Here is a 19,622-nt window from a genome sequence, read left to right as displayed (position 1 = left end):
CGTCCTGATGCAATGATGTAAAGGTTTTCATGAATGATGTAAAGGTTTACACAGCGGCAAAAACAGATAGACCTTGGAAGAGGGTCTGGCGCTCCGCCTAGCTTCTGCTAGAGGCAGAATACGGGCGCCAGTGGGTGTGCGGGGCTTAAACGAGTGCAGCACCAGAAACTGGCCACGATCGAGGACGTAGCGGCGCTTGCCGGCGTGTCTATCGCTACGGTCAGCCGCGCCATCAATGAGCCTACCAAGGTCGCCGACGAGACCCGCCGCAAAGTGACCGAAGCGATCGCTCGCACCGGCTACACTACCAACGCCATGGCCCGATCGCTGCGCATGCGGCGGTCCAACATGATCCTTATTCTGGCGCCCGATGTGGGCGATCCGAATTTTTCCAATATTCTGGTGGGGCTCGAAACCGAGGCGAGCAAGCGCGGCTATGGCGTCCTGATCGGCAATACGCAGAACGACCCCGCGCGCGAGACGGACTATCTGCGGTTCATCAGTTCGAACCAGGCCGACGGGCTGATTCTCTTTACCGGTCATTTACCCTACGGCTTTGGGCAGGACGGCACCGAGGGACGCTTGCCGCCCATGGTGGCCGTCAACGAACCGGTGCCCAATGCCGACGTGCCCTATGTGGGCGTCGACAATTTCGAAGGCGCGCGCATTGCGACGGAGCACCTGATTTCACAAGGGCACAGGCGGATCGCCTTCGTCGGACGCTCGGGGGCACGCGAGGTCAATCGCCTGCGCGAGGAAGGTTATCGCAAGGCGCTGGCGGGAGCCGGGATTTCAATCGATCCTCGCCTCATCATCGATGGCGATGGCACAACCGAAAGCGGGCGGGCGGCCGCGGAGCTGATGTTCGTGCGCGATGCACTGCCAACGGCGTTCTTCTGCGTCAATGACGCGACTGCCTTGGGGGTGATCATTTCGCTCAACGCCCGGCACTACGACTTGCCGCGGCAGTTCTCCATCATGGGCTTTGACGACATTTCGTTTTCGAGCTTCGTCACGCCCTCGCTCACCACGATGAAACAGCCCCGCCACAGGATCGGCGAGGCTGCAATGGAATTGCTGTTGGAACTGCTCGCCGGCGAAAAGCCGCATGAGCAGCAAATCCTCTTGCGCGCGGAGCTGATAGTGCGGAATTCGGTGACCCGCTTCGGCTAAGGTTGATCAGAAGAGCCGGCTCGATAGACGAAGCGGGTCGCATTTTTCTGTCTTCGTCACCAGGCATCTGGGCCGGCTCCATGCCCGATCTGAGTTGGCAGGAAGTAGCATGGCATCCGCACGATTGCCTGGCTCTGGCTCGCGCTATTGCGGGTGCTTGGCGAGCCAGTCTAGCATGAACGCGATTTCCTTCTCCTGCGCCGCGATGATGTCTTCGGCGAGCTTTTTGACTTCCGGGTCGGAGCCATATTCGAGCACAACCTTGGCCATGGCTACGGCGCCCTTATGGTGCGGGATCATGCCACGGAGAAAATCGACGTCGGCATTGCCAGTATATTCCATGTCCATGTTTTCGTGCATCGACATGTTCGCGGCGCGAAAAGCGGCGGTCGACGGCGCTTCTTCGGCGGCAGCGGCGCCGTGGCCGGCATGGTTATCCTGCGCCCAAGCGGGGAAAGCCAGGGCGGTCAGAGCCAGGGCAAAAAGAGCAGACTTCATTTTTTGTCTCCTTTGATTGGTCCAGCATGCGGCCTTGCCAGATGGCAAGGTCAAGCATGGATCTGGGCTTTTATGCGGGCTCGGGGGTGTAGCCCGCTTCCTTGATCGCTTCTTCGCCCTTGGCGCGGTCCCCGGTGAAGCTCACCTTGTGCGTCGCGAGATCGACGTTGATTTCGGCGCCGGGCAAAGCCTCTTCTAGAGCCTTGCGCACGGTGCCGACGCAGTGGCTGCAGGTCATGTCGTTGACGGTAAGAATTGTTGCTTCGGTCATGTCAGTGTCCTTTCGATTTTGCAGTGGTCCCGGCGAGATCGTCGAGAATGGGGCAGTCTGGGCGGTTGTCGCCATGGCAGCAGTGGACGAGATGCTTGAGCGTCCCAACCATGGATTCGAGTTCGGCAATCTTGGTCTCAAGCGCCGAAATGTGTTCGGAGGCGATGTCACGCACTTCGGCGCTGGCGCGGGTCTTGTCCTGCCAGAGAGCGAGGAGCGCGCCGGTTTCCTCGATGGAAAAGCCGAGAGTGCGCGCCCGGCGGATGAAGCGCAGAATGTGCACTTCATCACTGCCATAGACACGGTAGTTGCTGCCGGTACGCGAGGGTGGGCGGATGAGCCCGATCTGCTCATAATAGCGAATCATTTTTGCGGAGACGCCGGAGGCGTCGGCGGCTTGGCCGATATTCATGCGGCTTCTCCCTTGATGGCGCGCAGGCGCTGGGCGTTGCCGACGACGAAGACGGAGGACAGGGCCATGGCCCCGGCGCCGAGCATGGGCGAGAGCAGGATGCCGAAAGCGGGGTAAAGGATGCCGGCGGCAACCGGGATCAGCACGGCATTGTAGCCGAAGGCCCAGAAGAGATTTTCCCAGATGTTCTTCATCGTGGCGCGGCTCACCGTCAGCGCATTGAGCACGCCTTGCAGATTGCCGCCGAGAAGCACGACATCGGCGCTCTCGATGGCAGCGTCCGTGCCGGTGCCGACAGCGATGCCGATATCGGCCTCGGCGAGGGCAGGGGCATCGTTGATCCCATCGCCGACATAGGCAACGACCCGTCCGCCCTGGCGCAGGGCCTTGATGGCAGCGACCTTATCGGCGGGTAGGACTTCGGCCCGCACTTCGTCGATGCCGACCTGGGCGGCAATGGCTGCGGCGGTGCGCTTGTTGTCGCCCGAGATCATCGCGGTCTGCAGCCCTAGGGCGTGCAGGCGGGCTATCACCGCCGTGCTTGTCGGCTTTACCACGTCGGCTACGACGATGGCTGCGGCGATCTTGTCGCCTATGGCGGCGAAGACGGGCGTCTTGCCCTCGTCGGCGAAGCGCTGAAGCGTGTGTTCGAAGTCGGAAAGATCAAGGCCCTCCATCATGCGGGCCGAGCCGACCCGCACCTTGCGACCGCCAATGGTGGCGATGACGCCGTGACCGGGGTCGGAATCGAAGTGCTCGACCTGAGGCAGGCTGAGGCCAGCCTCTTGCGCCGCAGCCACGATCGCAAGGGCGATCGGGTGCTCCGAGCGGCTTTCAGCAGCAGCAACCAGCGACAGAACATCGTCATGTTCGAAATCGTCGTCGAGGATCAGGTCCGTCAGGACAGGCTTGCCTTCGGTGAGGGTACCGGTCTTGTCAAAGGCGACGACGTCGGCCTCGCGCAGGCGTTGCAGGGCCTCGCTCTTTCTGAAGAGGACGCCGAGTTCGGCGGCGCGGCCGGTGCCAACCATGATCGAGGTCGGCGTCGCAAGACCCATGGCGCACGGGCAGGCGATGATCAGGACGGCAACGGCGTTGACGAAGCCGAAGGTCATGGCCGGGTCAGGTCCCCAGATGAACCAGACGACAAAGGTCAGAGCAGCAAGCGCCATCACGGCCGGCACGAACCAGGCAGTAATGAGATCAACGGTGCGCTGGATCGGCAACTTGCCGCCCTGTGCCTCTTCGACCATGCGGATGATCTGGGCCAACATCGTGTCTCCGCCGACCTTGGTGGCGCGGAAGCGGAAGCTGCCTGAAGTGTTGAGCGTGCCGCCGATAACGGTATCTCCGGATTTCTTGGAGACCGGCAGGGGCTCGCCGGAGATCATGGATTCTTTGACATGGCTCGTGCCATCGACCAGCTCGCCATCGACGGCGATCTTTTCGCCGGGGCGGACGACGACGATGTCGCCGACCTTGACCTGTTCGATCGGCACCTCATGCACCATTCCCTGGTGCTCGACGCGAGCGGTCTTAGCCTGCTCGCGCACGAGGCGCTGAATGGCATCGCCGGTGCGGCCCTTGGCCAAGGCTTCCAGCCAGCGACCGACGAGGATCAGTGTGACGATGACGGCAGCGGCTTCGAAATAGACATAGCGCGTTTCGGCCGGTACGAGCTGCGGTGCGAAGGTGACCACACTGGAAAAGAGCCAAGCGGCGCCTGCCCCCAGAGCAACGAGCGAGTTCATCTCCGGTGCGCCGCGGAAAAGAGCAGGGATACCGGTCTTGAAGAACCGCAGGCCCGGCACGAAGAGCACGAAGCTCGCGAGGATGAAGTAGGCCACATAAAGGACGTTCATCGGGACGACGGAGATCAGCCACATGTGGAAGGGCATGTAGAGATGGCCCAGCATCTCCAGCGCAAAGAGCGGGATGGTAGGGATGGCCGCAACGATGAGGTCGCGGCGGAGGATTTTTGCATCCTCGTCATGGTGATGATGAGCGTGGCCGTGGCCCGCGTGTTCGGGCTGGCGAAGGCTTCCCTTGTAGCCGACCTTTTCGACCGCCTTGAGCAGGGCCTCGGTATCGCCGCCAGTCACTGTGGCGCGTTCAGTCGCCAGGTTGACCGAGGCAGCTTCGACGCCTGGAACTTTAAGGAGAGCCTTTTCCACCCGTGACACGCAGGAGGCGCAGGTCATGCCCTCGATGTCGAGGGCGACGGGAGTTGGTGATGGTGTGTGATGGACGTGTGTGTTCATTGGTCTTTACCTCGTCCTCAACTAGATAGACCTTCCCATCATGGTAAGGTCAAGAGCCGTGTCGCCGATTTTTTTCGCCGATGCGACCAGTTGGCACAGCGTCATTTCTGACGATTATATTGGCGACACGGACGGACTATTGCAGACGATGTCAGGAGCTTGATCCATGCAGACGGTTCGCAAAGACATCCACAATTCGGACCTGCCCATTCTGTGCCAGAGCTGTGAAGCACGGCACCAGGGCATTTGTGGTGCAATGACCTCGGAACAGCTTCTCTCGATTTCTAGGCATACGCGCCGGGTGCGGCGCGAGCCGGGGCAGGAAATCATGGCCGATGCCATGCCTATCGCTTCCTACGCGAACGTGCTCAAGGGCGTGGTCAAGCTCAGCAAGGTCCTCGAAGACGGACGGCAGCAGTTGGTTGGGCTGCAATTTGCACCGGACCTTTTGGGTCGCCCTTTCGCGACCGAAAGCCGGGTGACCGCGGAAACGGCATCTGATGTCGAGCTGTGTCTTATTCCCAAGCCTGCGCTGGAAGCGCTGATGGCGGCGGGCGGGCCGGTCGAGCACCGCATCATGATGCAGGCGCTGCGCGAGCTCGACGAGGCGCGCGACTGGATGGTAACGCTGGGCCGCAAGACGGCAAGCGAAAAGGTCGCCAGTTTCCTTTATCTTATCGCCACGCACATCGATCCGACCGAAGATGATGCGCTGGCGACATTCGACTTACCGCTGAGCCGCGCCGATATTGCCGACTTCCTCGGGCTGACCATCGAAACGGTCAGCCGGCAGATGAGCAAGCTCAAGGCGGACAAGGTGATCGAGATCGCCAATTATCGGCACGTGACCATCGTCGATCTTGCCCAGCTTCGTTTTCGCTGCGGCTGAGCCGTTGCTCAGTCTCTGATCGTCCCATTGCGCATTTCAACCACCCGATCGACCGTGCCTGGTGGCACGTCTGCGTGGGTGACCATGATCACCGTCTTCCCGACCGTGGCAGCGCGGAGGGTTTCGAAAAATGCGATCTCATTGGCGCGGTCGAGGGCATCGGTCGGTTCATCGAGCAGAATGATCGACGCTTGCGAAAGCAATGTACGGGCAAGGCAGAGCCGGCGCATCTGACCGGCCGATAGCGTGCGGCCAGATTCCCCGACAACCGTATCGAGGCCCTGTGGCAGGCTCGCAACGAATGTGTCGAGGCGTGCAACGGCAAGCGCTTGCCAGAGTGCCTCGTCGTCGGCCGCGGCGCGGGCGACGCGCAGATTATTGCGGATCGTATCGATAAAGACCGGGCTGTCCTGGCTCAGTAGCGCTATGTGCGCATGAACCTCGCTCGACTTGATGTCGGAGAGCCGTGTCGTGCCAATGCGAATGGTGCCGCAATGAGGCTCGGCGAGACGCAGAAGCAGGTGGAGCAGGGTAGATTTTCCGCCACCGCTCGGGCCCGCAATCGCGATGCGTTCGCCCTGGGCCATCGTCAGGGTCACGCCTTTGAGGACGGGCGCACCGGCGTCGTAGCTGAAATGCACGTCGCTCAAGGTCACGCTGTGGTCTGTGGGGAATGGCTTGGGGTGGGCCGGCTCGACGATCGCAGGGGGCACTTGCGTGAGGGCATTGAGCCGTTCGGCGGCGGCAAAGGCAGCGAGTGATTTTCCGACGCTGCGAACGATGACGCCCGTAGCTTCAAAGCTGCCGAGCACGGCAAGGACGAGACCGACCAACACGGCAGGATCGAGCGTCCCAGCTTCCTGGGCCGCAAGACCCTGCCAGAGCGTGCCGACGAGAGCGAGGGCGGCAAGGAATTGGACGAGGACAGCGGCGCCAGAAGTCAATGCCGCGAGCAGCAGGCGCCGATCGCGAAGGCGTTCAGCAATGTCATTGAAGCGGGCGTGGGCGCTACCGAGGACGCCGAGAATGGTCAGATCGGCATGTCCATTGATGGCGTCGTAAACGGCGATGCGGGCATCGGCGGCGGCAAGCACGGTGTCGCGGCCGGCCTTGCGTGCAACCAGCACCAGGATGACGGGCACGGCGATGGCGGCAAGGCCAATGCATGCGCCATAGATGATCGCGGCGCCGGGGAGCAAAAGGGCCAGGACCACCGTCATGACCGTGCCTATGAGAAGGGCGCCAAGCATCGGACCGACCGCAACGAGGAAGGCGACGTCGAGCGCGTCGATATCGGCGGTGAGACGGCTGACGATATCGCCGTGGCGGATAGACCGATCAGCCAGTGGCAGGCGCGGAAAGAGGGCGCCAAAGAGCCAGCCGCGCAGGTCGGACAGGAGTTTCAACGTTGCATTGTGGCCGACGAAGCGCTCGCCATAGCGGGCGAGGATGCGGACGAAGGAAAAGGCGCGCACCATGGCTGAGGGGACGAAAAGGTTGAAGCCAAGGCCAAGCGTCGTCAGCGCGGTTGCGGTGATGAACCAGCCGGAAGTGCCCAGAAGCGCGATGCCGCTTGCAAGCGTGACGACCGAGAGCAAGAGCGTGAGGCTCAGGGCGCCGAGGCGGCGTTTGAAGAGCGGAATAAACATGGTGAGAACGCTCATGCGACGCCCTTTCGCTTGGCAGAGATAGCAACGGGCACGAGGCTTTGGCCGGCGATACGCCAGGTTTTATCGAGTTGAGCCGCGGCCGCATGGGAGTGGGTGGCAACGATCAGCGTGCGGCCGCGCGCATAGGCAAGCAGGGCAGACATGATTTCGGCTTCCAGCGCAGGGTCGAGGTGCGCCGTTGGCTCATCGAGAAGGATGAGACCTGCATCGCGCAGAAAGAGCCGCGCCAGCGCGACACGTTGGGCCTGACCACCGGAAAGGCCCAAACCATCCTCGCCGATAATGGTGTCGAGCCCGTAGGGCAGGGCGGCAGCGAATGGCATGACGGACGCCCTCTCGGCAGCTGTCTCGATATCCCTTCGGCTCGCGCCGGGGCGGGCAAGCGCGATATTGTCGGCAAGGCTTGCATGGAGAAGGCGCGGACGCTGGGTCAAAAGGAAGGTCCGGGCACGCAAATGATGTTCCGGCCAGTCGCCGAGCGGCTTGCCATCGAGAAGGATGTCGCCTTCATGGGTACGCAAGCCGGCAATGGCATCGAGAAGCGTCGACTTGCCTTGTCCGCTGGGGCCAAGAAGCGCGATGTGCTGGCCGGGCGCGATATCAAGCTCGATGTTTTCGACAAGGACACGCTGGTGATCGGGCGTGCGCAGGGTCACGCCAGAAAGAGTGACGGCCAACGCGCGGCCTAGACAGGGCGCTGCGTCGGAAAGCGTCGGAACACCGTCGGTCAGGAAACCAAGTTGCGCTTCGATTTCGGCCACGGCGGCCTTGGCGGCGGCGCGGTCGTGATAATGCGCGGCAAGGAGCCGCAGTGGATTATAAACCTCGGGCGCCATGAGGAGCAGGAACAGCGCCAGTTCCAGCGTCAGCGGCGACGAGCGCAGATGGAGGAAGTCGATGAAGGTCAGCCCAAGGTAGAGCGCGACGCCGGCCACGCCGAGCGCGGCGAAAAATTCAAGCACGGCGGATGACAGGAAGGCGATGCCCAGCACCCGCAAGGTGCGGCGGCGCAGGTTTTCGCTCGCAAGCATGATACCGTCGGTCTCGGCGGCTTCACGCCCGAAAAGCTTGAGCGTCAGCAGACCTCTCAATCGATCGGCGAAGCGACCGGAAAGCCGGCTGAGGGCCTGCGCCTGCCGGTCAGTTGCCGCCTGCGCGCCCCAGCCGACAAGCGCCATGAACAGTGGGATCAGCGGCGCCGAGACAAGAAACAGCGTGCCCGCGACCCAATCGAGGGGCAGGATGATAGCGCCGAAGACCAGCGGCAAGAGCGCAGCCTGTGCGGCGGCGGGAATATAGCGAGCAAAATACCCATCGAGCGCCTCGACCTGATCGATGATGGCGGTGACGGCGGCTCCAGAATGGGGCTGATCCTGGCGACGTGGCGAGCGGGCAAGGAGGCCGGCGAGAAGGTCCTGCCGCAGAGCCTGCTTGATGGCCTCCGCGCCCCGTGTGCCCAGCCAATCACCAATCCCGGAAAAGAGCGCACGGGCGCCCATCAACGCAAGGATAAGCGCGAGCGAAGGAAGAAGAGCGGTCAGTTCAACCCGGCTTTCGACCGCCTGACCGACAACATGGGCAAGCGTGGCTGCCTGCCACACGAGCAATCCGCCCGAGACCAGCGGGAGGGCAATGGCCCACCAGAGCGAGGCGCCGGCCCGGCGCTGCAATCTGGACAGGGTTTTGCCGGCCGACTTGGCTTGCTTGGTCATGAAGGATTCCAGGCGTCGTTCGCTGAGCTGACGAGAACAGCCCAACGCTTTCCTAAGGCCTTAAGGGCGCCGCGTCTTGATCTGGATCAAGGTGGATTGTCGCAGCCTCCCCTATCAGGGCGCTCATGCTGGCATCCCGCGCCAGCAGCAGCTGTGAGGCAAACCCTGCCATGATCGACATGACTGTCGTTGAACTCTCGCGCTGGCAATTCGCCGCCACCGCGATGTACCACTTCATCTTCGTGCCCCTGACGCTGGGGCTCTCCTTCCTGATGGCAATCATGGAAAGCGTCTATGTGATGACCGGGCGCGAGGTCTGGCGCAAGGCGACGCTCTTCTGGGGCACCTTGTTTGGCGTCAATTTCGCCATGGGTGTCGCCACTGGCATCGTCATGGAATTCCAGTTTGGCATGAACTGGAGCTATTACAGCCATTATGTCGGAGACGTGTTCGGGGCGCCGCTGGCCATCGAGGGCCTGATGGCATTCTTCCTCGAAGCCACCTTTGTAGGCCTCTTCCTTTTCGGCTGGGACCGGATGAGCAAGGTCGGGCATCTCGTCGTCACCTGGCTCGTGGCGCTCGGCACCAATCTTTCCGCGCTCTGGATCCTCATCGCCAATGGCTGGATGCAGAACCCGGTCGGCGCCAAGTTCAACCCGGACACCATGCGGATGGAAGTTACTGACTTCGTGGCGGTGCTGTTCAATTCGGTGGCGCAGGCCAAGTTCGTGCACACGGTCAGCGCTGGCTATGTCTGCGGCGCCGTTTTCATCTTCGCTATCTCGGCCTTCTATCTTGCTCGCGGCAAGCATGTGGAGATCGCGAAGCGCTCGATGGTGGTGGCGGCGAGCTTTGGCTTGGCCGGAGCGCTGTCGGTAGTCGTGCTCGGTGACGAGAGCGGCTATGTCGCGACCGAGCAACAGAAGATGAAGATCGCCGCGCTCGAAGCGAGCTATCACACCGAGGAAGCGCCTGCCCCCTGGACGCTCTTTGCTCTGCCCGAACCCGATGGTGGCGCGCCGAGCTTTGCGATCCAGATACCCTGGGTTGGCGGGTTGATCACGACGCGGTCGCTGGACGAGGAACTGCTCGGCATAGACGAACTTGTCGCGCACGCAGAAACCCGCATCCGCTCGGGCATGATCGCCTATGACGCCCTCCAGAAAATACGGGCCGATGGCACCGACCAGGCGGCGCGCGCGACGTTCGACGAGCACTGGGCCGATCTCGGCTATGGGCTGCTGCTCAAGAAATATCGCGACGATGTGGGGAATGCCACGGATGCGGAAATCGCGCTGGCGGCTAAGGATACGGTGCCAGATGTGTGGTCGCTGTTCTGGAGCTTCCGCGTTATGATGGGGCTCGGCTTCTTCTTCATCGCGTTCTTTGCCTTCTGGTTCTGGAAGGCATCGCGTGGAACGCTTGAGAGCGACAAAAACCTCCTCTGGCTGAGCTTTTTCCTGCTGCCCACGCCCTGGATCGCCATCGAAGCCGGCTGGTTCATCGCCGAATATGGGCGCCAGCCTTGGGTCGTCGAGGGCGTCTTGCCGACCTTTTATGCCGCCTCGGGTCTCAATTTCTGGGACCTCGTGATTTCGCTCGGTTTCTTCACGACGCTCTACACCGTGCTCTTCGTCATCATGATCATGCTGATGGTGCGCATCGTCAAAGCCGGACCCAAGGACCACCATTTCGCTGAGACCGGCGACGAGGACGATTTCGTCGTCGCCGCGCTTCCCGTCACGCCTCAGACCAAGGAGCTCGGAGCATGAGCGCCATTCCACTCGATTATGAAACCCTGCGCCTCATCTGGTGGCTGCTGCTCGGCGTTCTGCTAATCGGCTTTGCCATCATGGGCGGGCGCGATCTCGGCGTCGGCGCGCTCTTGCCCTTCGCTGCCCGGACGGACGAGGAGCGGCGCGTGCTGCTCAACGTCGTCGGGCCGACGTGGGAGGGCAACCAGGTCTGGCTGGTGCTGGGCGGCGGCGCCATTTTTGCTGCCTTCCCGCCGCTCTATGCGGTTAGCTTTTCCGGCTTTTATCTCGCGATGATCGTCATTCTGTTGGCGCTCATCCTGCGCCCGGTCGGCTTTAAGTTCCGCGGCAAGATTTCTGATCCGCGCTGGCGGCAGGTTTGGGATTGGGCGCTGTTCGTTGGCGGGGCCGTGCCGGCGCTGATCTTCGGCGTCGCCGTTGGCAATGTGCTTCTCGGCGCGCCCTTCCACTTTGACGGATCGATGCGGGCCTTTTACACCGGCAACTTCTTCCAGTTGCTCATGCCCTTCGCATTACTCTGTGGCCTTGTCAGTCTCGGCATGATTGTGACGCAGGGTGCGGCGGTGATTGTCGGCCGGACCAGTGGTTTACTTGCCGAACGGGCTCGGACCCATGGGACTTTGGCGGGTCTGCTGACTGTCGTGCTCTTTGCACTCGGCGGGTTTTGGGTTGCGTTTGGCCTCAACGGCTATGTCATCACCAGCGCCGTGGATCCCTCGGCGCCGATCAATCCGCTCAACAAAACGGTCGAACTGGTGCGTGGCGGGTGGCTCGCCAATTTTGGTGCGCATCCCTTGATGATTGTTGCGCCGCTTCTGGGCTTTGCCGGTGTGATTATTGCCGTACTCGCGCTACAGGCCCGCTGGAGGCTGGTGCCACTCTTGGCGGCCAGCGCTGGAATTTTCGGCATCATTTCCACGGCGGGTCTTTCGCTCTTTCCATTTCTGCTGCCATCCTCGACCATGCCCAATGCCGGGCTGACCCTCTGGGACGCCTCGTCGAGCCATCTGACGCTGTTCATCATGCTGCTCGTTACGGTCGTCTTTCTGCCGATCGTCCTTCTCTACACCGGCTACGTTTTCCGCGTGATGCGCGGGCCGGTCTCGGCAGCTTCGCTCACCAAAAACCCCAACGCCTACTAGGAGAAGCGCATGTGGTACTTTTCGTGGATCCTGGGATTGGGTCTCGCCTGCCTATTCGGCATTTTGAACGCCATGTGGTTTGAAATGCGCGAGGACCGGCGCGTTGCGCGCGAGGAAGGAAAAGAGCCTGCTCAATCGTTAACGCATGGCTCCTGACCATTTGGTCAAATTCCAAATGTCAACCGGGCGACGCATCTGCATTGCCCGGTTTTCCTTTGTTTTGCGTAGTTTGGTGATGCGCGGTCGCAGAGTTTGTTCGGTTTGTCAGCCACGCCCACCTAAACCGAATATGAACCATATGCCTCATTTGGATGCAGTAAGTGCATAACGGATGTGCAGAGAGACTGTCTACTAATCACGACTTAGTCGATCTACATAGAGGTCAGCAAACGAAGGGGAACCGAAATGAACTTTGCAAAGAAGCTTGCCGACTACGCCCGTTACCAGCGCACAATGCGCGAGCTGAACTCGCTCGACGCACGCCAGCTGACCGATCTGGGCATCACCCGCGCCGACATCAAGTCGATCGCTCGCGGCACCTACGCTGTCTGATTTTCAGCCAGTACGAGAATGATGATGAAGGCGTCCAATCGGGCGCCTTTTGTCATTTCCGGGTCCGGTTATCGGGTAAGGTCCGCGACGGCGCAGTCTAGCGCGGTGATAAGGTCGGCGGGCCTTATGCGGATTTGCAGGCCGCGCTGACCCCCGTTGAGAAAAATCTCTTCGTAAAGCTCGGCCATTTCATCGAGTGCCGTCGGAACGGGCTTTCGTTGACCGAGCGGGCTTATGCCGCCAACCTTATAGCCCGTCAGTCGTTCCGCATCGGCGGGCTTCATCATATGCGCCGACTTGCCACCGAGCGCGGCGGCAAGCTTCTTCATGTTGACCTCTTCATCCGACGGGACGATGGCGCAGACCGGCTTGCCATCAAGCTCGGCCATCAAGGTTTTGAAGACCTCGCCGGGAGAAACGCCCATGGCTTCAGCGGCTTGCAGCCCGACGCGTTCGGCGTTCGGATCGTAATCGTAGTGGGCCAGGGTAAAGTTGATCCCGGCCTTTATGAGCGCTTGGGTGGCGGGTGTGGTCTTGGACATGCGTCCTTTTTAGCCCGCTCGCGGCAAACGGCAAGCCTTGGCGCGCAAGGTCCAGACGCTGCTGAAGAGGGAGACGCGCTAACAGCCCCAACGGAGCGGGCAGGGACTACGTCAAAGGCGCGCTGATGGCGATGTATGCCGAAGTCGGTCTTTTGATGGCTTTGAGTGGCCGCTTGGGGGGGGCGGGAGAGAGCCGAAGCCGGGCTGGGCCGTTCCGGGGGGCGGGAGTTGATTTTGGTCGAAACGGCGGAGGATTATGGGTTGGATTATTTTGGGGGGCTGGTGCGGGGGTAGCGTCTACAGTGTGGTCTTAAGCGCTACTGCCTGTGAATTTGCTGTCACAAGGGCGCCGCGCAACGTCGTTACTACCATCAACATTCTCATTGTCAGATCGAAATCGTGGAAATCCTTACCTGCTTCTAGCCCCAGTTTGACATTCGTCTTTCGAATAGAAGTATGCATGAAGCCTCGGTGTTCACCGTCAAAGCTTTTCACCAAATCCTTCATTGCCTTTTCAGTTATTTCATACCCTAGCTGATGAGCATATTTGTTGCGGACATTGGCAAAAGACTTCAGTGATGACTTCAATTTTGCAGTGAGGCCAAAAGCAATCGAAAGATGGACCCACTGGTCAAATGTCAACTTCGCCTGATCGATCGCCTCGGCGTCGTACATGTGACTTTTGCAGAGCTTCTTAAGCTCCTGCTCAATGTACAATGCGCCCACAATTACGACCCCAAGCATGTCGTATGTGTGCAGGTGTTTTAAGAAGACTTGAAATTCTTCGGCCCGTGCCAGTTTTTGATCGTGCACACGAATCTCCTTTGCTTCACAATATCAAAAAGGCCCGGTGAGTGCTCGCCGGGCCTTTTTTCTGTCGCTACTTGGGAGAAGCGCTGGAACTCGTTGCTGGTTAGACGATACCGCCCGAACCGCCCTCAACAGTAGGACGGATGTCGGCAACCTTGGCGCGGTAGTTGCTGGCGCGGTAGGCCGCCAATGGGTCGATGGCGCCGCCGGCTTCGAGGCGGGCCAATGCAAGGATCGGCTCGACGTCGGTGCGGAAGGCTTGGCGCAGTTGCTGGGTGGCGGTCAGCGCGTCGTTGTCGGTCTGGGCGGCTTTGAGGGTCGCGCGGTCGACGAGGAGGGCCTGGGCGTAGGAGCGCTGGACGTCGGAGGCAGAGAGCATCAACGACTCGATCGGGTCGGTGACGTTGTGGCTCTGGTCGAGCATGTGGGCCGGGTGGAAGTCGGCGTCGCGGGCTTCGATGTCGACGAGTTCGTTGAAGACGAGGAACAGACGGTAGGGATCGACCGAGCCGGCGTCGAGATCGTCGTCGCCGTACTTGGAATCGTTGAAGTGGAAGCCGCCGAGCTTGCCGAACTGGGCAAGGCGCGAGACGATCATTTCAATGTTCACGTTGGGCGCGTGGTGGCCGAGATCGACGAGGCACAGGGCCTTGTCGCCCAGTTCCTTGGCGATGATGTAATTGGTGCCCCAATCCTGCACGACCGTCGAATAGAAGGCCGGCTCGTACATCTTGTGTTCGGTATAGACGTGCCAGTCGTCGGGCAGGGCGGCGTAGATCGCCTTGGCACTATCGAGATAATTGGCGAACTGGTCGGCGAAGTTGACCTGGCCGGGGAAGTTGGAACCGTCGCCGATCCAGATGGTCAGGGCCTTCGAGCCGATGGTCTTGCCGATCTCGATGCATTCAAGATTGTGCTCGATCGCCTGGTCGCGGGTCGCCTTGTCATAAGCCGAGAGCGAGCCGAACTTGTAGCTCTGCATCTGGCCCTTGGCGTCCGAAAAGGTGTTCGAGTTCATCGCGTCAAAGCCGAGATTGAAGCGGCTGGCGGCCTGCTTCAGACGGTTCGGGTCGGCCTTGTCCCACGGAATGTGGAGGGAGATGGTTTTCGTCGCCTGGGTCAGCTGGGCGATGACGGCGCAGTCTTCGATCTTATCGAAGATGTCGCGGGGTTCGCCCTTGCCCGGGAATTTAGCAAAGCGCGTGCCGCCGGTGCCGACGCCCCAGGAGGGGACGGCGACGGAGAATTTTGCGACTTTGGCTTTGACGGCGTCGATGGAGATGCCGCGACGGTCTAGGCGTTCGCCGAGGGTTTCGTAATCGCGGCGGAGGTCAGCCTCGCGCTTGCTGTTGTCGGCTTCAACGATGGATGCGTCGATGATGTGTTCGGTCATGTTTTTGCTCCTCCTCCCACACCCACCGGCTGTCATCCCGGCCTTCAGCCGGGATCCATCTTGAGATCTCAGGATGGGCCCCGGCTTGCGCCGGGTGACATTCAGTGGGTGGGCTAGGACTATGCCAAATTAACGCGGGAACGACTGGGCGTTGCCGGCGTCGACGTTGATGATGTTGCCGGTGGACTTTGCCGAGGCTTCCGAGGCGAAGAAATAGATGGCTTCGGCGATGTCTTCCGGGAACACCGAGCGCTTCAGCATCGAACGCTGACGATACATCTCTTCAAGGCCGTCCTTATCGGTCTTGTAGGTCGATGCGCGCTGTTCCAGCCATTCGCCGGCCCAGATCTTCGAGCCACGCAAAACGGCGTCTGGATTGACGACGTTGACGCGGATCTGGGCTTCCGCGCCTTCGAGGGCGAGGCAGCGCGCCAGATGAATCTCGGCAGCCTTGGCAGTGCAATAGGCGGCAGCGTTGGGGGAAGCGGCAAGGCCGTTCTTGGACGCAACGAAGACGACATTGCCGCCGATCTTCTGTTGGCGGAACAGACGGAAGGCTTCACGCGACACGAGGAAATAGCCCGTGGACAGGATGTCCATGTTCTTGTTCCAGAGGTCAAGCGAGGTGTCTTCGATCGGGGCCGAGGAGGCGAGGCCGGCGTTCGACACCAGGATGTCGAGGCCGCCGAATTCGACCACGGCGTGGGCGAAGCCGGCGAGGACCTGGTCTTCCTTGGTGACGTTGATGTTCACCGGGCGGACGAAATCGGCGCCAAAAATGCCGGATAGTTCGGCCGTGGCGCCATCGAGGGCGGTCTGGTCGATATCGGCGAGGACGACACAGGCGCCTTCGCGGAGGAGACGGGCGGCCGTTGCCTTGCCGATGCCGCCAGCGCCGCCGGTGACGAGGGCAATCTTGCCGGCAAGGGACTTTGGCTTGGGCATGCGCTGGAGTTTGGCTTCTTCAAGCAGCCAATATTCGATGTCGAAGGCCTCCTGCTCGGGCAGGCCCTGATATTCGCTGACGGTCGAGGCGCCGCGCATCACGTTGATGGCGTTGACATAGAACTCGCCGGAGATACGGGCCGTGGCCTTGTCCTTGGCGAAGGTCAGCATGCCGACGCCCGGGATTAGGTAAACGACGGCGTTGGGATCGCGGATGGCAGGCGAGTTGTCGTGCTTGCAGCGATCGTAATAGGCCTGATAGTCGGCGCGATAATCGGCGATCTGCTTGTCGAGGCCGGCAATGACGGCATCCACGTCCGGGTTGGCCGGGTCGAAGTCGATGACCAGCGGTCGGATTTTGGTGCGCAGGAAATGGTCCGGGCAGGAGGTGCCGAGGGCTGCGAGCGGGCGCAGATTCCTGGAATTGACGAATTCGAGCACGGCGGCTGAGTCATCGAAGTGGCCGAGCTTGTGGCTGTCTTCGGAGATGAAGCCGCGGATTTTTGGCATGAGTTTGGCCGCAACGGCGCGGCGGGCGTCGGCATCGAGCGACTGCACGGCTTGGCCACCGAAGATGGTCTTGCCTTCGGTCTCTTTCTCAAACCATTCGATGGCCTGATTGATGATGCCGATGGTCGTTTCGTAGCATTCCTTGGGGGTGTCGCCCCAGGTGAAGAGGCCGTGGGATTCAAGGATCAGGCCCTTGGAGTTGGGGTTCTCTTCACAATATTTGCCGAGCCAGAGGCCCAGCTCAAAGCCCGGCTTCTTCCAGGGGAGCCAGCCGATGGTGTCGCCAAAGATCTGCTTGGTGAGCTCTTTCGAGTTCTTGGAAGCCGCGATGGCGATGATCGCGTCGGGGTGCATGTGATCGACGAAAGGGTGGTTCACATAGGCATGGAGCGGGGTGTCGATCGACGCAGCGCGCGGGTTCAGGTTGAACGTCGCGTGGGGCAGGTAGCCCACCATTTCGTCTTCGAACTCGACGCCGCGATAGAGGCCCTTGAGGGCGCGGAGCTTGTCCATATAGAGCGTCGAAAAGCCGTCTAGCTTGATCGAGGCGCTGTCGCCGCCCGAACCCTTAACCCAGAGGACCTCGACCATCTCGCCCGTAAGCGGGTCCTTCTGCATAATCTTGGAGGAGGTGTTGCCGCCGCCATAATTGGTGACGCGTTTGTCCGAGCCAAGGAGATTCGAGCGATAGACGAGGCGCTCCGGCTCGGTCATGGACGCGGCTTTTGCATCGTCCCACTTGTTTTCAAGGCGCTTGGGCGCGGTGGACATGAAGATTCCTCCCGAAGTGGTGGCGCCGCTGGCGACGCTTGGTTCAGATCGTTTCCACCCACCAGGTGTCATCCCGGCCTTGAGCCGGGATCCATCTTGAGATCTCAGGATGGGCCCCGGCCTTCGCCGGGGTGACAACCGAGGGCGCGGCATCTGCTGCGCGATGCATGCAGGCCTTTGGCGCGGACATGGCCATAGAACGGTTCACGCTGTCAATCAGAAACGATCATCAATCGTCAGGTGTGCGTGAAGATGATTGTAAATGGCAAAATGCTGATTGACTCTGCTCGGAAAGAATGAAAGCACTGCGCCTGAGGAGTATCAGCATTGCACGAAACGGAACGCCACCGCGTTATTCTCGCCGCAGCCCAGTCCCATGCCATGGTGACGGTTGCGGACCTGTGCGATCTGACGGGCTCTTCCGAAGCAACCATTCGCCGGGACATTGCCGCGCTCGACGAGCAGGGCAAGGTGCGGCGCGTGCGGGGCGGGGCCGAGGCGATCAACCCGCCATCGCAGGGCGGATTGGTCGGGCGGCCATTTTCGGTCAATGAAACGATCAATATCGTGCAAAAGCGCGCAATCGCGAAAGCGGCGGCGGATCTCTGCAATGATGGCGAGCCGATCATCATCAATGGCGGCACGACGACCTATCAGATGGTGCATCATCTATCGACCAAGCGCGTCAGCGTCTTCACCAACTCCTTTGCGATCGCCGAATTCCTCATTCACAACTCGCGCAATCCCGTCGTCATTCCGGGCGGCACGGTCTATCGCGAGCAGAACGTCATCCTCTCGCCTTTTGGCGGGGTGGTGGCGTCGCACTTTTATGCCAAGCGCATGTTCATCGGCTGCCAGGGGATTGGCGCCCATGGGCTGATGGAGGCCGACCCCATGGTCGTGCAATCCGAGCTGGCGCTGATCGGGCAGGCAGACGAGCTGATCGTTCTTGCCGACTCTTCCAAATTTACCGGCCGCTCAAGTCTGATCTTGTGCGGCCTCGACAAGATTGCCGCTGTCATAACCGATGCCGGCATCCGCGACGAAGACCGACAGATGCTGGAAACGGCGGGCGTACGGTTGATCGTCGTGGAAACGCCTGCTCAGGCCGCCGTGGCCTGAGAAACAATCGAGAAATCCCAGGGAGGGAATTTATGAAACTCTTTAAGCTGATGGCCGCTACCGCTGCCGCCGCCATCCTTCTGGCGACACCGGCCTTTGCACAGACGCGCATTGCGCTCGTCGTTAAATCGCTCGGCAATGGCTTCTTCGACGCCGCCAACAAGGGCGCGCAGGACGCGGCCAAGGAACTCGGCGATATCGAGGTCATCTATACCGGCCCGACCACCGCGACCGCCGAAGCCCAGATCGAAGTCGTCAATTCGCTGATCGCCCAGCAGGTCGACGCCATCGCGATCTCCGCCAATGATCCGGATGCTCTCGTGCCCGTGCTGAAGCGCGCCATGGACCGCGGCATCAAGGTCATTTCCTGGGACTCGGGCGTTGCACCCGAAGGTCGCCAGATCCACCTCAATCCGTCGGAAACCGCGCTGATCGGGGAAACCATCATCAAGCTCGCGGCAGACTACCTGCCCGAAGGCGGCGATGTTGCCATTCTCTCGGCCGCGTCCACCGCGACCAACCAGAATGCCTGGATCGAAGCCGCCAAGGCCGTCATTCCGGAAAAGTTCCCGAACATCAACCTCGTCGCGACCGTCTATGGCGATGATGACTCGGTAAAGTCGACCGAAGAAGCCCGCGGGCTCATTGCGGCTTATCCTAACCTCAAGGCCATCATCGCGCCGACTACCGTTGGTGTTGTCGCGGCGGCTCAGGTCGTGACCGACCAGAACCTGATCGGCAAGATCAATGTCACGGGGCTCGCCCTGCCGTCCGAGTTCAAGCAGTTCATCGACAACGGCGCTTCGCAGGCCGTGGCGCTGTGGAACCCGATCGACCTCGGCTACTCGGCTGTTTATCTCGCCAATGACCTGATCAAGGGCGAAGAAGCCAAGCCAGGCGCAGTGTTCTCGATCGGCAAGGTGGGCGAAGTGACCCTCGACGACACGAACTCGGCCGCCATGGCTGCCCCGTTCCAGTTCGACAAGACCAATATCGAAGAATTCTCGAAGATCTATTGAGGTCCCGAGACTGCCAAAGCCCGGCGCCATGGCGCCGGGCTGACTATTTTCCGTTCCTTCGTCACCACCGGGCTTGTCCCGGTGGTCCAGTGGCGCGGAGCCATCGCATGGATTGCCCGGACGAGCCGGGCAATGACGAATGTGACTGGTACTGC

Annotated in this window: 18 protein-coding genes; 8 read left to right on the top strand and 10 right to left on the bottom strand. The window is 61.0% G+C overall.

From position 1 onward, the window contains the following. The first annotated feature begins 153 nt into the window (after window positions 1-153). On the top strand, window positions 154-1,173 hold the full coding sequence (locus VW35_RS16840; RefSeq protein ID WP_046144261.1) for a LacI family DNA-binding transcriptional regulator: 1,020 nt from the start codon (window positions 154-156) through the stop codon (window positions 1,171-1,173). Window positions 1,174-1,317: 144 nt separating this feature from the next. Here VW35_RS16840 and copM read toward each other — a convergent pair whose 3' ends face one another. The 4 genes from copM to VW35_RS16820 form a co-directional block, all read right to left on the bottom strand. Then, complete coding sequence (gene copM, locus VW35_RS16835; protein WP_046144260.1) at window positions 1,318-1,671, bottom strand: CopM family metallochaperone; 354 nt, start codon at window positions 1,669-1,671, stop codon at window positions 1,318-1,320. A 70-nt stretch (window positions 1,672-1,741) separates the two neighbouring features. Further along, window positions 1,742-1,942 (bottom strand): heavy-metal-associated domain-containing protein, encoded by a 201-nt coding sequence (locus VW35_RS16830; RefSeq protein ID WP_046144259.1) that lies wholly within the window; start codon window positions 1,940-1,942, stop codon window positions 1,742-1,744. A 1-nt stretch (window position 1,943) separates the two neighbouring features. Continuing rightward, entirely contained in the window at window positions 1,944-2,354 is a 411-nt protein-coding gene (gene cueR / locus VW35_RS16825) for a Cu(I)-responsive transcriptional regulator (protein ID WP_046144258.1), read from the bottom strand. Continuing rightward, window positions 2,351-4,615, bottom strand: a complete 2,265-nt coding sequence (locus tag VW35_RS16820; protein ID WP_046144257.1) for a heavy metal translocating P-type ATPase — start codon at window positions 4,613-4,615, stop codon at window positions 2,351-2,353. Before VW35_RS16820 ends, cueR begins: the two co-directional genes overlap by 4 nt. 166 nt (window positions 4,616-4,781) lie before the next feature. Between VW35_RS16820 and VW35_RS16815 the strand changes: the two genes are divergently transcribed. Further along, on the top strand, window positions 4,782-5,504 hold the full coding sequence (locus VW35_RS16815; protein ID WP_046144256.1) for a Crp/Fnr family transcriptional regulator: 723 nt from the start codon (window positions 4,782-4,784) through the stop codon (window positions 5,502-5,504). An 8-nt stretch (window positions 5,505-5,512) separates the two neighbouring features. On the opposite strand, the gene cydC is transcribed toward VW35_RS16815, so the two are convergent. Both cydC and cydD read right to left on the bottom strand, forming a co-directional pair. Next, on the bottom strand, window positions 5,513-7,168 hold the full coding sequence (gene cydC, locus VW35_RS16810; protein WP_046144255.1) for a thiol reductant ABC exporter subunit CydC: 1,656 nt from the start codon (window positions 7,166-7,168) through the stop codon (window positions 5,513-5,515). Beyond that, on the bottom strand, window positions 7,165-8,886 hold the full coding sequence (gene cydD, locus VW35_RS16805; RefSeq protein WP_046144254.1) for a thiol reductant ABC exporter subunit CydD: 1,722 nt from the start codon (window positions 8,884-8,886) through the stop codon (window positions 7,165-7,167). Before cydD ends, cydC begins: the two co-directional genes overlap by 4 nt. 170 nt (window positions 8,887-9,056) lie before the next feature. On the opposite strand from cydD, the gene VW35_RS16800 reads away from it, so the two are divergent. From VW35_RS16800 to VW35_RS21095, 4 genes are all read left to right on the top strand, one after another. Further along, window positions 9,057-10,658, top strand: a complete 1,602-nt coding sequence (locus tag VW35_RS16800; RefSeq protein WP_083982953.1) for a cytochrome ubiquinol oxidase subunit I — start codon at window positions 9,057-9,059, stop codon at window positions 10,656-10,658. Then, the gene (gene cydB / locus VW35_RS16795; RefSeq protein WP_046144253.1) at window positions 10,655-11,803 is read left to right on the top strand and encodes a cytochrome d ubiquinol oxidase subunit II; all 1,149 of its coding nucleotides are present in this window, start codon (window positions 10,655-10,657) and stop codon (window positions 11,801-11,803) included. Before VW35_RS16800 ends, cydB begins: the two co-directional genes overlap by 4 nt. 9 nt (window positions 11,804-11,812) lie before the next feature. Beyond that, window positions 11,813-11,959 carry a cytochrome bd-I oxidase subunit CydX gene (gene cydX / locus VW35_RS21100; protein WP_083982951.1) on the top strand — a complete coding sequence of 49 codons (147 nt, stop codon included), beginning with the start codon at window positions 11,813-11,815 and terminating at the stop codon, window positions 11,957-11,959. 249 nt (window positions 11,960-12,208) lie between these two features. Then, window positions 12,209-12,355: a DUF1127 domain-containing protein gene (locus tag VW35_RS21095; RefSeq protein WP_083982949.1), complete on the top strand. Its 147-nt coding sequence runs from the start codon at window positions 12,209-12,211 to the stop codon at window positions 12,353-12,355. A 68-nt stretch (window positions 12,356-12,423) separates the two neighbouring features. On the opposite strand, the gene ybaK is transcribed toward VW35_RS21095, so the two are convergent. From ybaK to VW35_RS16775, 4 genes are all read right to left on the bottom strand, one after another. After that, on the bottom strand, window positions 12,424-12,897 hold the full coding sequence (gene ybaK / locus VW35_RS16790) for a Cys-tRNA(Pro) deacylase (protein WP_046144252.1): 474 nt from the start codon (window positions 12,895-12,897) through the stop codon (window positions 12,424-12,426). A gap of 297 nt (window positions 12,898-13,194) precedes the next feature. Beyond that, entirely contained in the window at window positions 13,195-13,710 is a 516-nt protein-coding gene (locus tag VW35_RS16785; protein ID WP_046144251.1) for a hypothetical protein, read from the bottom strand. Between the two features lie 100 nt (window positions 13,711-13,810). Further along, window positions 13,811-15,100, bottom strand: coding sequence for an L-rhamnose catabolism isomerase (gene rhaI, locus VW35_RS16780; RefSeq protein ID WP_046144250.1), 1,290 nt, complete (start codon window positions 15,098-15,100; stop codon window positions 13,811-13,813). Window positions 15,101-15,229: 129 nt separating this feature from the next. Then, window positions 15,230-17,326: a bifunctional rhamnulose-1-phosphate aldolase/short-chain dehydrogenase gene (locus VW35_RS16775; RefSeq protein WP_046144249.1), complete on the bottom strand. Its 2,097-nt coding sequence runs from the start codon at window positions 17,324-17,326 to the stop codon at window positions 15,230-15,232. A 327-nt stretch (window positions 17,327-17,653) separates the two neighbouring features. Between VW35_RS16775 and VW35_RS16770 the strand changes: the two genes are divergently transcribed. Together VW35_RS16770 and rhaS are read left to right on the top strand one after the other, a co-directional pair. Further along, window positions 17,654-18,448: a DeoR/GlpR family DNA-binding transcription regulator gene (locus VW35_RS16770; RefSeq protein WP_046144248.1), complete on the top strand. Its 795-nt coding sequence runs from the start codon at window positions 17,654-17,656 to the stop codon at window positions 18,446-18,448. Window positions 18,449-18,480: 32 nt separating this feature from the next. Next, complete coding sequence (gene rhaS, locus VW35_RS16765) at window positions 18,481-19,467, top strand: rhamnose ABC transporter substrate-binding protein (protein WP_046144247.1); 987 nt, start codon at window positions 18,481-18,483, stop codon at window positions 19,465-19,467. The last annotated feature ends 155 nt before the right edge of the window (window positions 19,468-19,622 follow it).

The sequence above is a fragment of the Devosia soli genome (assembly GCF_000970455.1).
Taxonomy (GTDB): domain Bacteria; phylum Pseudomonadota; class Alphaproteobacteria; order Rhizobiales; family Devosiaceae; genus Devosia; species Devosia soli.
Note: the sequence above shows the minus strand (reverse complement) of the source record. Positions and strands in the feature narration are given on the sequence as shown.

Bases quoted from the DNA above. Each gene is read 5' to 3' on its own strand.
- VW35_RS16815 (WP_046144256.1), top strand. From the start codon at position 4,782: ATGCAGACGGTTCGCAAAGACATCCACAATTCGGACCTGCCCATTCTG.
- cueR (WP_046144258.1), bottom strand. From the start codon at position 2,354: ATGAATATCGGCCAAGCCGCCGACGCCTCCGGCGTCTCCGCAAAAATG.
- VW35_RS16830 (WP_046144259.1), bottom strand. From the start codon at position 1,942: ATGACCGAAGCAACAATTCTTACCGTCAACGACATGACCTGCAGCCAC.
- cydX (WP_083982951.1), top strand. From the start codon at position 11,813: ATGTGGTACTTTTCGTGGATCCTGGGATTGGGTCTCGCCTGCCTATTC.
- cydC (WP_046144255.1), bottom strand. From the start codon at position 7,168: ATGAGCGTTCTCACCATGTTTATTCCGCTCTTCAAACGCCGCCTCGGC.
- VW35_RS16820 (WP_046144257.1), bottom strand. From the start codon at position 4,615: ATGAACACACACGTCCATCACACACCATCACCAACTCCCGTCGCCCTC.
- ybaK (WP_046144252.1), bottom strand. From the start codon at position 12,897: ATGTCCAAGACCACACCCGCCACCCAAGCGCTCATAAAGGCCGGGATC.
- copM (WP_046144260.1), bottom strand. From the start codon at position 1,671: ATGAAGTCTGCTCTTTTTGCCCTGGCTCTGACCGCCCTGGCTTTCCCC.
- VW35_RS16800 (WP_083982953.1), top strand. From the start codon at position 9,057: ATGATCGACATGACTGTCGTTGAACTCTCGCGCTGGCAATTCGCCGCC.
- rhaI (WP_046144250.1), bottom strand. From the start codon at position 15,100: ATGACCGAACACATCATCGACGCATCCATCGTTGAAGCCGACAACAGC.
- VW35_RS21095 (WP_083982949.1), top strand. From the start codon at position 12,209: ATGAACTTTGCAAAGAAGCTTGCCGACTACGCCCGTTACCAGCGCACA.
- VW35_RS16775 (WP_046144249.1), bottom strand. From the start codon at position 17,326: ATGTCCACCGCGCCCAAGCGCCTTGAAAACAAGTGGGACGATGCAAAA.
- rhaS (WP_046144247.1), top strand. From the start codon at position 18,481: ATGAAACTCTTTAAGCTGATGGCCGCTACCGCTGCCGCCGCCATCCTT.
- cydB (WP_046144253.1), top strand. From the start codon at position 10,655: ATGAGCGCCATTCCACTCGATTATGAAACCCTGCGCCTCATCTGGTGG.
- cydD (WP_046144254.1), bottom strand. From the start codon at position 8,886: ATGACCAAGCAAGCCAAGTCGGCCGGCAAAACCCTGTCCAGATTGCAG.